Raw genomic sequence first — 12717 nt, 5'->3', positions numbered from 1 at the left:
GCGGCGAAGAGCAAATGCATCCAGGAGATGAGAATGACAAGCAATGATCAAACTGCAGCAGATCACATCCGTGAAATCGAGCGCACCCGGCTGCGTGCACTGGTCGCGGCCGATATATCCGCGGCCAGACCTCTTCACGCCGATGATTTTCAATTGATCACGCCAATCGGTGTAGCCCTCTCGCGCGAGGAATATCTAGGCGCTATCGCAGCCGGGCACATCAAGTATCGGGCTTGGGAGCCGGGTGACATTGCCGTCCGCCTCAATGGCTCCGCTGCCGTGATACGTTATCGTGCGCGCCTCGAAGTCATCTTCAACGGGCACGCCGTGCCGCCCGGGGAGTATTGGCACACAGATACTTATGAACTCCGCGACGGCGAATGGATGGTTGTCTGGTCGCAGGCAACAGCCGTCGGCCGCCAATAGCCGCGAGATCGGCGCCCCCCGCGGTGCAAAGAGATCTTCGCCTTTGCGAGATCCACCGAAGTTCCACGTGCGGCCGCTCCGTCTTCGGGAATAAATATCCCGACGGGCGGCCGCTCCGGGAATTATCGGTCCTTGTTGCCGGCAGGGGCGGGCAGCAAGACTGGCTCGGCCGAGCGTGTCGGCGCCATCAGCTGTGCAAGGACGTCGTCGGCCGACTGGCTCGAACTGCCGATGCCGGCCTCGCGCAGCTGGCGGTCGAGATCGCTGCCGTTTTCCAGCGCGGCCAGTTCCGCCCCGGCTTCGATACGGCCGGCGGTGATTTCCTGGCGTTTCTTGATGCGTTCGAGACTTTCCACGGCGCTGCCGAGACGGGTGTTGATGCCCGACTGGTTATGGGCGATCGCCGATTGGGCGCGCAGCAGCGACTCGTTGGCTTTGACGTTCTCTACCTCGCGCTTCATCTGCGCGATGCGCGACTCGGTTTCCTGGATCGTGCGCAGCATCTGCTGCTGGCGGGGCAGCAGCCGATCGAGCTCTTCCTGGTCTCGCTGCACTTCGGCGCGACTATTGGCAATGCGCTGCGCCAGACCCTGCGCGAGATCCGTACGGCCCGCGGAGATCGCAGCGCGGGCGCTGTCGGTATCCTTGGTTTCCTTTGCGCGGTTTTCTTCAAGCCGGCGCATGACGCTCTTGTTCGATGCCATGATGCCGGCCAGATCGGATCGCGCCCGGCGCAGCGACTGTTCGGCGTCGCGAATTTCCTGGTCGAGAATGCGCATGGATTGGCTGTCGGCGGCTGCTTCTGCTGCCTCGTTGATGCCGCCGCGAATGGCGGTAAAAATCTTTCCCCAGGTGCTCACGCTTCAATCTCCCCGCTTTTCCATTCTTCAATCATATGCGCTGCATCGACGGCGTTGGCAGCCAGAATGGCGACTTCCTCGACGACGGTCTCGGCCGGCGAGCGTGCTGAAAGCGAGCCAAACAATTCGTACCATTCCTCACCGTCGATCGTGGTGATGCCGAAACTGGAGAGTGGCACGAACTTGTGCGTCTTCAGAACCATGCGTTCGAAGGCCTCTCGGTTGGGCACCTCCTTGCATGGTACCAGAACAACGCTGACGAGGATGTCGCGCTCGCCGCTCACCGTGACGAAAACGTCAAGATCGCCTCTTTCCTTCAGCGTTACGCACAAGACGTCCCCGTGTTCGGGTACGGCTACATCAACATCGCCGAGCGCCTCCGGATCGGCGGCGAACAGGCGCGTTAAAGTGGTGAGGTTCCAGGTCTCCAAAAAGTCCTCCATCGGTTAGAGCGTCAAAAATATCTGGGTAGTCGGTTTACAACTTAAAGGTCTGGCGCGCGAAATAAATTTCGGTAGGGTGCACGTTAGCAACGGGGGTGAATCGCTTGCCATTTATCGCTTCATTTCTGCGGCGTATATATCTTTCGCTCGGCGAATTGGCATGGTCAGCCGTTTTTCTTATCCTCGTTCTCCATCTGGTCGTGTCTTACCTGCTCTTTATCCTGGCGGGCGAGGGCGATCTCGTCGGCAACCCGGTCGACTTCCTTTATTACTATATGGTCACTGCAACGACTGTCGGCTATGGCGATCTTTCTCCAAAGTCGGCGCCCGGTCGGCTCATTACCGTCTTGGTCGTTCTTCCCGGTGGCATTGCCATCTTTACTGCAGTTCTTGGCAAGTTGTTGACAGCTATCGGTACGATCTGGAGGAATCGCATGCGCGGATTGGGTGATTACAGCGAACGCGCCGGCCATATCATCGTTGTCGGCTGGCAAGAGGGGCAGACATACCAGACGCTGCGGCTGCTGCATTCCGAACGCCATGCCAACGAGCCGATGAGCGTTCTGGTCGCCAAGGATCTGCCGGAAAACCCCGCCGCCGACTACGCCGACTATATCAGAAGCGATCGGCTTGCCGATGCCGACGCTCTGGTGCGGGCCGGTGTGGCCCAGGCGCGCGCGATCATCGCGCGCGGCGCCAATGACGACGAAACGCTGGCCGCAGTCCTAATTGCCGAGGATCACGCGCCCGATGCCCATATCGTGGCCTATTTCGCCGATGACCGCACGGCGCAGATGGTCAAACAGCTGCGGCCACGCGTCGAGGCGGTGGGTTCGCTCGCCGAGGAGCTTCTGTCGCGTTCGGCGCGTGACCCGGGCTCCTCGGAAATCGCCGCACGGCTGCTGTCGGCCGCCTCCACCGACACGGCCTTTTCCCTGCCGGTACCGCCTTTGCAAACGCCACTGCTCTATGGCGACGTATTTTTAAGGCTCAAGCGCCGGTACAATGTGACACTGGTGGGCATGCTGAGCGAGGGCATGACCGACCTGAATTGCCGAGACGAGACGCCGATGCGCGGCGGCGAGACTCTTTACTACATCAGCGGAATGCGGCTAGATCCCGCTGCCATTGCCTGGGCTAGAATGGGAGACGAAACATGATCGGCTGGTTCGGCGGAAACAAGGACGAAAAGCCCCTACCCAAAGAACTCGGTCCCTTGAACGTGGCCATCGGTGGGGCGTTCGAGATCGATTTCCTTTCCCTTGAAGCCGATGCTTTGGGCGGCGAGCCGGCTATGCCGCTGCCACGGAGCGGGCCGTTCATCATTGCCGGCTACGGTGAGGTTTCGCTCGATGCCGCCACGGTTCTGTCGCGCTATTACGATGAAGAGAACCGGATGATTCAGGTGATGTCGGCCTCGGGCAAGCCGGGTGATGTGATCGACGATATCAGCTTCTATCAGCCGTGGGACAGCGTCGTGCCGGCCGGTCAGAGCGAATGGAGCCGCTGGACCGGTCCGGCCGGCCTGATCGGCCAGCCATCCTATGATGCCGACGGGATCCTCTATAACCGATTCTGGGGCGACGGCCCGGAACGCGCCCAACTGGTGGAATTTACCGAAAAGGTCGACGACGGCGAAGCGCAGCGCGCCATTCATCAGACCTGCATGTTGTATTACCGCCCACTTGGCTCGACGCGCGAAATGCTTCTGATCAATGTCGAGCGCGACCTCGACCTCGGCCAGAGCCAGGCGGGCAGTTCAGTGGAATTTCTGATCGGTTACGGTCTGGCTCCAGCCGACGTTCGCCGCGTCTGATGGACCCTATCAATTTTAACGGAGGATTTTATCGATGCTCGATTATGTGGCAGGCCTGCCTGCCTTCCTTGGCTATTTCGCCATCGGTCTGGGCGCCTACGCTGTTTTCGCGGTGATTTATACCTGGCTGACGCCGCAACAGGAGGTTCAACTCATCCGCGCCGGCAATCTTGCGGCCGTTACGGCATTCTTGGGCGCGCTTGTCGGTTTCAGCCTGCCTCTGGCTTCGGCGGCAGCCAATTCGGTCAGCATCGTCGACTACGTCATCTGGGCGGTGATCGGCATTCTGGCGCAGATCCTCGCTTTTTATATTGCGAACTTCACCATGAAGGATCTGCATGAAAAGATCACCGCCGACAATATCGCCGCCGGCATATGGGGCGGCGGTATCGCCCTCGTCGTCGGTATTCTCAACGCCGCCTGCATGACCTATTGAGGGAGGAAAAGATGCGCAGACGCATGAGCGGGCACAGGCGACCTTTCCTGGCCCTTGGCACCATCGCTGCCTCGACCCTGGCACTGTCCGGCTGCGGCGATGACACTCCTTCGGAGATAATGTTCACGTCGGTCGATCAATGCGTGACCGCCGGGATGGACCGGCAGGTCTGCCAGGCCAGCTATCAGGATGCGATGCGCGCCCACCTCGCCGCCGCGCCGCGTTTCGACGGCATGGCCGCCTGCGAAGCCGAATATGGCAAGGGCCAGTGCACGGAACAAGCGGCCAACGCTCTGCCCAACAATACCGGCGGGAGCGGCAGCGTCTTTATGCCGTTCCTGGCAGGCTACATGCTGTCTTCGGCATTGAACAACGTCAGCGATTATTACGATTATCGCCGGCGCCAGGAAGCGGCCGGTTACTACTACGGCTCGACGCCGATCTATCGCAATCGCTCGGGGCAGACAGTGACGACCACCGTTGGCTCGGGCGGCATGCGCAGCGACAGCGTGACGGCGCCTTCGCGCCAGAGCGTCAAGCCGGTCAACGTCAATACCCGCACCGTCGCCCGGCAGGGCTTCGGTGGCCGGTCGTCCTTCAGTTTCGGCGGCTGACATGAAGCGCATCACTCTTCCCGCGCGTCCTGATTGGCGTGACAAGGCGCGCGCCGTCGGCTTCGGATTTCACGTCATGTATGGCGAGCCCTACTGGCTCGACGATGCTGCCTATACGTTCACGCTCGATGAGATCGAGACGAAGATCGAAGAACCGAGCCAGGAACTGCATGACATGTGCATGGATCTGGTCGGTGATATCGTCGGCAGCGAAGAGTCGCTCGACAGGCTGGCCATTCCGGAGGACCTGCGCGATGTGGTGCAGCGCTCCTGGCAGCGTCGCGACAGGCACCTTTACGGCCGTTTCGATCTTGCTTACGACGGCAGCGGCCCGGCCAAACTGCTCGAATACAACGCCGATACTCCCACCTCCGTATTCGAGACCGCCTATTTTCAGTTCAACTGGCTGACCGATCAGATCGCTTTGGGTGTTCTGCCGAAGGAAGCGGACCAGTATAATTTCCTGCAGGAGAGCCTTGTCGAGGCGTTCGACCAGTTTCCCAAGGAGCCGATCTTCCACTTCGCGGCGATAACCGACAATGAGGAGGATCGTGGCACGACGGTCTATCTCATGGACTGTGCGGTGCAGGCCGGCCATCGCGTCGAGCTCCTCGACATTCGCGAGATCGGCATCGACGCTGAGGGCCGCTACACCGATCTCAAGGATCGGGTGATCGACCGCTGCTTCAAGCTGTATCCATGGGAATTCATGCTGCGCGAGCCGTTTGCCCGCGAACTCGCGCGCTCGGGCGATGTTTTCGTCGAGCCCGCCTGGAAGGCCGTGCTTTCCAACAAGGGGCTTCTGCCTTTGCTCTGGCAGCGCCATCCCAATCACCCCAATCTTTTGCCGAGCTATTTCACCGATGACCCGGCGGCTTCCACCCTGACCGACTATGTGCGCAAACCACTGTTGTCGCGAGAGGGTGAGAACGTCACGATATTTCGACAGGGACGGGAACTGGTTTCTGCTCCGGGCGATTACGGCGACGAAGGTTTCATCATCCAGGCCTACGCCCCGCTTTTCGAAAGCGACGGCGGCTTCGCCGTGCTCGGCAGCTGGGTCGCCGGCGATCGCGCCTGCGGTCTTGCGGTTCGCGAAGATCGGACACGGATAACGGCCAATCTATCACGTTTCGTGCCACACGTTATAATGGAGTAAGATGTAGTTATTCCCGCATTGAGAGCAAAAGTGGCGTAAGATAGCTTATGGAACTCAGGCCGGCGGCTACCTTGTACCTACTGCTAACATGCCGCATGGAAGTGGCTATTCTCGATGAAATAGCAGCGCACACTGGTCATGATGAGACTACTAAGTCCCTGTCGAGCAAAATACGCAAACTCCGAGACGCCTGGCGTTCCGCAGACCTCGGTCTGCCTAACTGGCGGGATCTTCTGAAACCGCGCATTGGGAAGCCGGGCTGTGCCCGGCACTTGAAGATCAAGCCGGCAGAGCGCCGCTCCTTTTCGCCGTCCAAGTGGCGATATAATCCATCAGCCCGGGAGACAGGCAATCGTAAGGTTCGAGGCCCAGTTCGTGAAGACGGGCACGGACACCGTCCATTTGAGCCGGCTCGAAACCGTTCTCGATGATCGAGGACACGAAAGCCGCAAAACCGGGCTCTGCCCAGCCGTCCTCCTCGAAGCGCTCCGGATGCAGGAACGAGAGCCCCTGGAACGGGTGGTCGCGCTCGATGGGTCCGTGCATGTGGACGCCGCATTCCCTGCAGGCATGCCGCTGGATGAGAGCATTGGCATCGACGACGACAAGCTTGTCGCCATTCTCGATCACCTCAACGCTTTCAGAGGGAGCAACGGCAACGATCGAGAAGGCAGCGCCCTCCGGCTTCCAGCACTTGGTGCAGCCGCAGGCGTGATTATGAGCGATATCGCTTTTGATCTTCACTTTCACCGGATTTGTGGCGCATTCACAGACCAGCGTCCCGCCCACAAAGGTCGCCGCACCCTTCTTCAATCCCCCATCGAGATGGGGATGTATGCCGATATGAGCCATTGCTTCTTCCTTCGATTTTGCCGGGCACCATGCCCGGCCTTCTGACGGCATTGCGGCAGATCAGCGGTTGAGCCGCTCAGCGTGCCACTTCAAATGGTCTTCCATGAAAGTCGAAATGAAATAGTAGGAGTGGCCATAGCCCTCCTGCATCCGAAGGTTCAGCCGGATGCCGGCTTTTTCGCAGGCTCTCTGCAGTTCAGAGGGATGCAGTCCGTCCTCGATGAACGCGTCGGCCGTTCCCTGGTCGACAAGGAGCTCGGGGAATCGGAAGCCATCTTCTATGAGCGCACAACTGTCATATTGCCGCCAGGCGCCTTCGTCGGTGCCGAGATAGCGCTCGAAGGCCGGGCGGGACCAACCAGCCAATGTGGGCCGCGCGATCGGCGCGAATGCAGAGCAGCTGCGGAAGCGGTCGGGGTGCTTCAGGGCAAGCGTGATCGCGCCGTGGCCGCCCATGGAATGTCCGAACACGCCCTGGCGTGCCATGTCCGCCGGGAATTCCGAGGCAATAAGACGGGCAAGCTCCTCCGAGACATAGGAATACATGCGGTAGTTCACATCGAACGGTGGGCAGGTCGCGTCGAGGTAAAATCCAGCGCCGCTTCCAAACTGCCAGTTGTCGGAATCGTCCGGCACATCGGCACCTCTGGGGCTTGTATCGGGACACACGACAATCAACCCCAAGAGTGCGGCGGCCCGCCGATACTCACCCTTTTCCATGACATTGGCATGGGAGCAGGTCAGTCCCGACAGATACCAGACCACTGGGCACGGACGCTCTTGTGCTTGTGGCGGCAGATAGACGGCGAAAGTCATGTCGCAGTTGCAGATGTTGGAGCGGTGGGCGTAGACACCTTGGGTTCCGCCATACGACCGTTCGAGCGAAATTGTCTTCATCTTATTATCCTCGATTGCCTCCCGGTTGCGCCGCAGTCGGAACGGCTGCGGCGTCAGCGTTTCAGGGATTTCATGAAGCTGCCGATGTGCGGGAACAGTTCTTTGAAAGGCGTATCCGCTCGGTGTCTCATGAGAACCTCTGTGAACAGCTTCAATCCAACGGTGAACTCTGCTGCCTCATCGTCAGGCAGCAGCTGCTTTTGGCGAACGGCCGAGAGGATTTTGAACAGATCGTCGTGGTTGGTGGTTTGGAAAATGAGAGCTTCGTCGGCAGCCGAAGGGACGCCGCCCTCCAGCCGCTCCACAGTGACCCGGTAGTTGTGAGCCATTGGCGCTTCTTTACAGTTCGATGGCGTAATAGGTGAACCCGCCCTCGTCCTTGCCGACGCCGGAGATGGCATCATTGATCTTCTCCAACGGCCACACCATTGGCGACATGACCGACATGTCGATGATTCCAGCCTCGACCATGGCAGCGATTTCCATGCCTTCAGCGGCGGTGAACCAGACCGAGCCGATCAATTCCATCTGCTCGTCCATCCACCATTTGACGTCGACAGGCAAAGCTCCGGACGTTCCGCCGATGTTGACGATGCGACCACCCCGTTTGACGCCGCCCATGGCGTCCAGCATGGAATCCAGGGGGGCCTTTGCGCCGAGCGTATCGAGCATGAGGTCGGCGCCGCTTCCGTTGGTCTGCTCTTTGACGAAGCTTCCCGACGATCCATTGACATTCGAAAAAGTGACGATCCGGTCGGGAGCGATCGCCTTAAGCCGCTTAAGCAGCGTCTCGCCCCTGGCGACGGCATAGATTTTTGCGACGCCCATGGCCAGCGCAAACAGCGTGGCCCCCAGCCCTAGCGTGCCGGTCGCACCGTTGATGATCAGGCTCTTGCCCATCAGCGGCCCGCATTTCTTGAGGGCGGCGTAGGAGGTGCCAAGATAACCAAGGCGAGAGCCTTGGACGAAACTCATCCTATCGGGGATCTTGATGACCTGCGCCTGCGGGGCGAGCATGAATTCGCCGAAGCCACCGTAAGGATAGCGCGCGAACATCTCCAGGCTTTTCTGATTGTAGCCGAAGTAGCCGCCGAGGGTCCAATGTTCGCAAGCCTGCGGTTTGCCCGACGAACAATGGTGGCAAGCGCCGCAGAATCGACCGGGGTTCACATACACCCTGTCGCCCGGCTTGAGGTTGACGACCTGGGGGCCGACCTCATGGACGATCCCGCTCGGATCGAGGCCATGGATTGCCGGGCGCGGCGGGAGTGGCATCTGCGGATACCAGGTCTCCCAGTTGGCCAGGACGTTCGCCAAATTCGGGACCATTCCGCAGGCTTTCACGCGGACGACGACATCGCTTCCGGTCGCTTTCGGCCGCTCGACTTCGTCGATCCTCATCGGTTGACCAACAGCATGCAGGCGCGCAGCACGCATCATTTCCATAAGCTTTACCCTCCCAAACTCAGAGATCGCGTCGTATTGACATCCTATCTGGATTGTGAATACCGTTTAGTATCTGAAAAGGCAAGCGAGGATTGCCAATTATCCTCGCGAACGCGGCCGGAGGCCGCGTCAGGGAGGAGACATGGACTTCGTGTTGATTGACTGGCTCCGCATTCTTTGCGGGGCCTGGCTTGTTCCCCATCTCATCGGCAAGGGGCTGCATTATGAGAAGGCCGGTGGAACATTCGAGGCGGCAGGCTTCAGGCCCGGGAAGCTGTTCGTTGGCCTCACCATGGTTGCAGAAGCCTGCGCGGCCGTGGGGCTGATTTTCTCGATATACCCCCGGGTTGCAGCTCTTGTCGGTGCTCTGGTGCTACTTGGCGCGGGCTACGCAGTTGTGAAAATCAACGGCAAGAATTGGCGCTGGCAGAAGATGGGTCCCGAGTATCCGATTTTCTGGGCACTCGTTTGTCTTCTAACGGCTCTTGTGTGATCACCTCGTTTTGAGGTACGCCTCGGTGTCTGGATACGCACGAAACGGATTTGCGAATGGCACGGCTGACACGTGAGCAAAGTCAGGCTCGCACAAAGGAAAAGCTTTTGGCGTCCGCTTACGAAGTCATGGCACGCTACGGCTATGCCGGGGCTTCGATCGAACGAATCGCCGAAGAGGCGGGCTACTCGAAGGGGGCGTTTTATTCAAATTTTGCCAATAAGGAAGATATCTTCCTGCAACTCCTGGCCGGTAACGCGGGTGGCGACGTCGTTCAGCTGACCGAGCTCCTCGGAAAACACGATGACCCAATGGGACTGATCGATGTTTTGGCAGGGTGGGCAAACGATCGCGGCGACGATCGCAGATGGGGTATGCTGGCGATAGAGCTTCTTCGGATGGCCCAGCATGACCACACGCTCGGAGACCGGCATATAAAACTATTCAGGGATCAGTGGGAAGGCGTCGGCAAGATCCTTATCGACAAGCTGAACCTTGTTCTGCAGCCGCCGGCGAGCCCATTTTATATCGGCGGTATCGTGCTCGAGCTGACTTATGGCGGTATTTCGAGCTTCCTCAAGGACGGCGCTCCTGGGGACATGGTCCGGGTCGTGCTGAGGGAAATGTACCGGTCCTCACGCGCGTCGACGCCCGCCAAAGCGGCTACAGTATAACCAAAATCATCCACCATCTGATCATGTGAAGTGCGCGCCGCGGCCGGGCGCGCGCTTGAGCATGAGCAATAGCGCGGCTCATGTCGAAAGGACTTGCCAAGCGCGGGAAAGCAAATCTTTCCGCGCAAATCGGCTTGACATCGTGAAATTCAAAGACTAGCTTTCATCCAGAAACTGTTTGGTATGTGAAAACCAAATGGTATTTGGGATGGGAACGGCGACCGCTGTTGAGGAGCATGCGGGTTATGGGGGGATCATGGACAAAGTCATAATCGTGACGACCTGTCGAAGTGCACGAGCCGCAGGATAAGACACCACCTGGTCGTGCCCGTCAGCGGCACGTCGTGGATTGGCAATTCGGAAAATCACTACATGCTTGGATTTGGCAACTCCCCTCAGGAGACGCTGGTCGCGTCCCTGCTCGTCATGACGCTTGTTGGCTTTCTCGGATCGGGCCTGATGCGTTGGCGCGGCTTGGCTCGGCTGACCGACCTCCTGATGCCCGCAGCATTGCTGGCAGCCTATTGGCTCACCTACAACAAAGTTCCGACGTTTCCGCCCGTCGGTGCGGTCAATAAGGTATTTTACGTGATCGTTGTCGGAACGGCGATCGGCTTTGCCGCCGAGATAGCGGCCCCACGCGCGGTGCGCCTCCTCGCGCTTCTGCAGCCGGTCGCGGCCGCATTCTATGTCGGTTCGCCGCGATTGGGGGCAGCGTCCTGGGAAGTGGCGCTCGCCGCGGTTGCCGGAATGGCGATCATGGCGATGGTCATGTGGCGCGGAGCAACAGGTGCAGAGGACGACGTGAAGCGAGGCGGCGTCGTTGCCGTACTTGCGACCGGCTTTGCACCGATTGCCCTTCTCGGCGCCTCATCTTCCTCGTTTCAGCTCTGCCTGATGTTTGCGGCTGGATGCTTCGGAATTCTAATTGTTCACGCAGCAAAGCCGGCCTTCCGTTTTGGCGGCGCCTCGTCCGTCGGCGCCTTGGGCGGCCTCATCGCCATCGCCGATACCGTCGTGCTGATCACGCGCAAAGCCGATCTCATCGCACTTGCGGTACTCGCTCTCTGCGCTGTGCTGCCGGCGCTCTCGGAACGTATCTGCCTGAAGCTCGGCCTTTCTCGGCCGTTTCCACGCCTTTTCGTCCATGCCGCCTTGGCTGCACTGCCGGCTGCAGCGGCGTTTGCCGTCGCGTTCGTCGATTATGGATCGAGCTTTCCAGTTTAACAGGAGGAGGAGAATGAAAATGAAATACAGATTAGCAGCATTGCTACTTTCGATGACGGCGCTCGCCGGCGTGGTGTCGCCCGCCTCGGCCGCGAAATTCGACATCGATCCGGTGCATTCGGGTATTGCGTTCTACATCGACCATCTTGGCTTCTCAAAGGTGATCGGAGTCGCGCAAGAGTTCTCCGGCACGTTCGATTTCGACGCTTCCAAGCCGGACGCCAGCAGTCTCGATGTCAAGGTCACCGTTGCGTCGATCTCGACGAATAACAAACAGCGTGATGGCGACATCCAGGGCGCCGACTGGTTCAACGCCACGGAATTTCCGGACATCACATTTGTCGGCAAGGAGTTCAAAAAGACGAGCGACAACACCGGCCAGGTCGTCGGAGATCTGACGATAGCGGGAGTGACGAAACCCATGACCTTGGACGTCACGTTCAACAAGGAAGGGCAGAACCCTTGGGATAAGAGCCACGTTGTCGGTTTCAGCGCCACGACCAAAGTCAAACGCAGCGATTTCGGCATGAAGGCCGCGCTCGGCATGATCGGCGATGAGGTCGATCTCGTGATCCAAGTGGAAGGCCGCGAACACAAGGGGTGATACGAGACCGTCAGGTCGCCTCCCGAAACGGCGCCGTCGTGTTATCGCGACGGCGCCATTTCTGTTCAGGATGCCCCAGGCTGCTCTCGGCCGGCTCCGCCGAGCCGGCGATCGCGTCCGCTACTCCGTCACCGACAGCAGCTGCGGATTTGGCGATCAGTCCCTTGATTTCCATCGCCGATTTCGCTGAGCGCTGTGAAGGTTCGTGAGGCATGCCCGAGCGATCCGCAATCGTTCGAAGCATCTAAGATACTTTTTAGTATGCAGATGCTATTTGGTATGTTAACGAAGATGCAGTGCGGCTGGCGGTGAAGACGTTGCTGCGCCGACCTGAGGGAGGGCTACGATTTCTACGATTGCGATCTCGGTCACGGGGGCTCTCCGCATCCTTTGCCTGGACGCGGCTAGCCCACTTCATTCCCTGGTTCCTCCGGCATCGGACATTGATCACTGCTCCATCGAAGCAGGCTTGGTTTTCATTGAAAGGAAATTCTAAATGGACGTACGCGCAGCCGTGGCCACGCAGGCCGGAAAACCGCTGGAAGTGATGACCGTGCAGCTGGAGGGGCCGAAGGCCGGCGAGGTGCTGGTCGAGGTCAAGGCGACCGGCATCTGCCACACCGACGATTTCACCCTGTCGGGCGCCGATCCGGACGGCCTGTTCCCGGCCATTCTCGGCCATGAGGGTGCCGGCATCGTCGTCGACGTCGGCCCCGGTGTGACCTCGGTCAAAAAGGGTGACCACGTCATTCCGCTCTACACGCCGGAAT

Annotated in this window: 18 protein-coding genes; 11 read left to right on the top strand and 7 right to left on the bottom strand. The window is 59.4% G+C overall.

Translation table 11 applies throughout. The features are described 5' to 3' along the window. Window positions 1-33 precede the first annotated feature (33 nt). The gene (locus tag CO655_RS27710) at window positions 34-426 is read left to right on the top strand and encodes a nuclear transport factor 2 family protein (protein WP_245423940.1); all 393 of its coding nucleotides are present in this window, start codon (window positions 34-36) and stop codon (window positions 424-426) included. Between the two features lie 122 nt (window positions 427-548). On the opposite strand, the gene CO655_RS27705 is transcribed toward CO655_RS27710, so the two are convergent. After that, a complete protein-coding gene (locus CO655_RS27705) occupies window positions 549-1286 on the bottom strand; it encodes a PspA/IM30 family protein (protein ID WP_097581494.1) in 738 nt (245 codons plus the stop codon). After that, on the bottom strand, window positions 1283-1729 hold the full coding sequence (locus CO655_RS27700) for a YjfI family protein (RefSeq protein ID WP_097607663.1): 447 nt from the start codon (window positions 1727-1729) through the stop codon (window positions 1283-1285). Before CO655_RS27700 ends, CO655_RS27705 begins: the two co-directional genes overlap by 4 nt. A gap of 104 nt (window positions 1730-1833) precedes the next feature. Between CO655_RS27700 and CO655_RS27695 the strand changes: the two genes are divergently transcribed. The 5 genes from CO655_RS27695 to CO655_RS27675 are packed head-to-tail and all read left to right on the top strand — an operon-like array spanning window position 1834 to window position 5754. After that, window positions 1834-2889 (top strand): ion channel, encoded by a 1056-nt coding sequence (locus tag CO655_RS27695; RefSeq protein ID WP_097607801.1) that lies wholly within the window; start codon window positions 1834-1836, stop codon window positions 2887-2889. Beyond that, window positions 2886-3545 (top strand): YjfK family protein, encoded by a 660-nt coding sequence (locus CO655_RS27690; RefSeq protein ID WP_097607662.1) that lies wholly within the window; start codon window positions 2886-2888, stop codon window positions 3543-3545. Before CO655_RS27695 ends, CO655_RS27690 begins: the two co-directional genes overlap by 4 nt. Window positions 3546-3579: 34 nt before the next feature. Continuing rightward, window positions 3580-3981 (top strand): DUF350 domain-containing protein, encoded by a 402-nt coding sequence (locus CO655_RS27685; RefSeq protein WP_097607661.1) that lies wholly within the window; start codon window positions 3580-3582, stop codon window positions 3979-3981. Between the two features lie 11 nt (window positions 3982-3992). Further along, window positions 3993-4595 carry a DUF1190 domain-containing protein gene (locus CO655_RS27680; protein WP_097607660.1) on the top strand — a complete coding sequence of 201 codons (603 nt, stop codon included), beginning with the start codon at window positions 3993-3995 and terminating at the stop codon, window positions 4593-4595. Between the two features lies 1 nt (window position 4596). Then, window positions 4597-5754 carry a glutathionylspermidine synthase family protein gene (locus CO655_RS27675; RefSeq protein WP_097667470.1) on the top strand — a complete coding sequence of 386 codons (1158 nt, stop codon included), beginning with the start codon at window positions 4597-4599 and terminating at the stop codon, window positions 5752-5754. Window positions 5755-6033: 279 nt separating this feature from the next. Here CO655_RS27675 and gfa read toward each other — a convergent pair whose 3' ends face one another. Genes gfa through CO655_RS27655 form a run of 4 tightly spaced genes read right to left on the bottom strand, consistent with a single transcriptional unit; the run spans window position 6034 to window position 8949 of the window. Beyond that, complete coding sequence (gene gfa, locus CO655_RS27670; RefSeq protein WP_097607658.1) at window positions 6034-6606, bottom strand: S-(hydroxymethyl)glutathione synthase; 573 nt, start codon at window positions 6604-6606, stop codon at window positions 6034-6036. 60 nt (window positions 6607-6666) lie between these two features. Next, window positions 6667-7503 carry an S-formylglutathione hydrolase gene (gene fghA / locus CO655_RS27665; RefSeq protein ID WP_097607657.1) on the bottom strand — a complete coding sequence of 279 codons (837 nt, stop codon included), beginning with the start codon at window positions 7501-7503 and terminating at the stop codon, window positions 6667-6669. Window positions 7504-7556: 53 nt separating this feature from the next. Next, the gene (locus tag CO655_RS27660) at window positions 7557-7832 is read right to left on the bottom strand and encodes a DUF3861 domain-containing protein (protein WP_010033299.1); all 276 of its coding nucleotides are present in this window, start codon (window positions 7830-7832) and stop codon (window positions 7557-7559) included. A 10-nt stretch (window positions 7833-7842) separates the two neighbouring features. Beyond that, window positions 7843-8949 (bottom strand): alcohol dehydrogenase catalytic domain-containing protein, encoded by a 1107-nt coding sequence (locus CO655_RS27655; RefSeq protein ID WP_097607656.1) that lies wholly within the window; start codon window positions 8947-8949, stop codon window positions 7843-7845. A gap of 142 nt (window positions 8950-9091) precedes the next feature. On the opposite strand from CO655_RS27655, the gene CO655_RS27650 reads away from it, so the two are divergent. From CO655_RS27650 to CO655_RS27635, 4 genes are all read left to right on the top strand, one after another. Then, a complete protein-coding gene (locus CO655_RS27650; protein WP_010033309.1) occupies window positions 9092-9442 on the top strand; it encodes a DoxX family protein in 351 nt (116 codons plus the stop codon). A gap of 56 nt (window positions 9443-9498) precedes the next feature. Then, entirely contained in the window at window positions 9499-10116 is a 618-nt protein-coding gene (locus tag CO655_RS27645; RefSeq protein ID WP_170964809.1) for a TetR/AcrR family transcriptional regulator, read from the top strand. 372 nt (window positions 10117-10488) lie between these two features. Further along, window positions 10489-11343 carry a hypothetical protein gene (locus CO655_RS27640; RefSeq protein WP_097667469.1) on the top strand — a complete coding sequence of 285 codons (855 nt, stop codon included), beginning with the start codon at window positions 10489-10491 and terminating at the stop codon, window positions 11341-11343. A gap of 13 nt (window positions 11344-11356) precedes the next feature. After that, a complete protein-coding gene (locus tag CO655_RS27635) occupies window positions 11357-11947 on the top strand; it encodes a YceI family protein (protein WP_245423936.1) in 591 nt (196 codons plus the stop codon). 10 nt (window positions 11948-11957) lie between these two features. On the opposite strand, the gene CO655_RS34025 is transcribed toward CO655_RS27635, so the two are convergent. Next, window positions 11958-12122 (bottom strand): hypothetical protein, encoded by a 165-nt coding sequence (locus tag CO655_RS34025; protein WP_176539315.1) that lies wholly within the window; start codon window positions 12120-12122, stop codon window positions 11958-11960. A gap of 321 nt (window positions 12123-12443) precedes the next feature. Between CO655_RS34025 and CO655_RS27630 the strand changes: the two genes are divergently transcribed. Further along, window positions 12444-12717: alcohol dehydrogenase catalytic domain-containing protein (locus CO655_RS27630; RefSeq protein WP_176539314.1), on the top strand; the 274-nt coding region annotated here is incomplete at its 3' end.

The organism is Rhizobium sp. M1, assembly GCF_002531805.1.
Classification (GTDB): Bacteria; Pseudomonadota; Alphaproteobacteria; order Rhizobiales; family Rhizobiaceae; genus Rhizobium; species Rhizobium etli_C.
The sequence above is the reverse complement of the archived record's forward strand: the minus strand, read 5'-3'. Positions and strand labels throughout refer to the sequence as shown.

Coding starts and splice junctions, on each gene's coding strand:
- CO655_RS27700 (WP_097607663.1), bottom strand. CDS start 1,729: ATGGAGGACTTTTTGGAGACCTGGAACCTCACCACTTTAACGCGCCTG.
- CO655_RS27710 (WP_245423940.1), top strand. CDS start 34: ATGACAAGCAATGATCAAACTGCAGCAGATCACATCCGTGAAATCGAG.
- CO655_RS27640 (WP_097667469.1), top strand. CDS start 10,489: ATGCTTGGATTTGGCAACTCCCCTCAGGAGACGCTGGTCGCGTCCCTG.
- CO655_RS27680 (WP_097607660.1), top strand. CDS start 3,993: ATGCGCAGACGCATGAGCGGGCACAGGCGACCTTTCCTGGCCCTTGGC.
- CO655_RS27660 (WP_010033299.1), bottom strand. CDS start 7,832: ATGGCTCACAACTACCGGGTCACTGTGGAGCGGCTGGAGGGCGGCGTC.
- CO655_RS27645 (WP_170964809.1), top strand. CDS start 9,499: ATGGCACGGCTGACACGTGAGCAAAGTCAGGCTCGCACAAAGGAAAAG.
- CO655_RS27685 (WP_097607661.1), top strand. CDS start 3,580: ATGCTCGATTATGTGGCAGGCCTGCCTGCCTTCCTTGGCTATTTCGCC.
- CO655_RS27655 (WP_097607656.1), bottom strand. CDS start 8,949: ATGGAAATGATGCGTGCTGCGCGCCTGCATGCTGTTGGTCAACCGATG.
- gfa (WP_097607658.1), bottom strand. CDS start 6,606: ATGGCTCATATCGGCATACATCCCCATCTCGATGGGGGATTGAAGAAG.
- CO655_RS27690 (WP_097607662.1), top strand. CDS start 2,886: ATGATCGGCTGGTTCGGCGGAAACAAGGACGAAAAGCCCCTACCCAAA.
- CO655_RS27635 (WP_245423936.1), top strand. CDS start 11,357: ATGAAAATGAAATACAGATTAGCAGCATTGCTACTTTCGATGACGGCG.
- CO655_RS27675 (WP_097667470.1), top strand. CDS start 4,597: ATGAAGCGCATCACTCTTCCCGCGCGTCCTGATTGGCGTGACAAGGCG.
- fghA (WP_097607657.1), bottom strand. CDS start 7,503: ATGAAGACAATTTCGCTCGAACGGTCGTATGGCGGAACCCAAGGTGTC.
- CO655_RS34025 (WP_176539315.1), bottom strand. CDS start 12,122: ATGGAAATCAAGGGACTGATCGCCAAATCCGCAGCTGCTGTCGGTGAC.
- CO655_RS27650 (WP_010033309.1), top strand. CDS start 9,092: ATGGACTTCGTGTTGATTGACTGGCTCCGCATTCTTTGCGGGGCCTGG.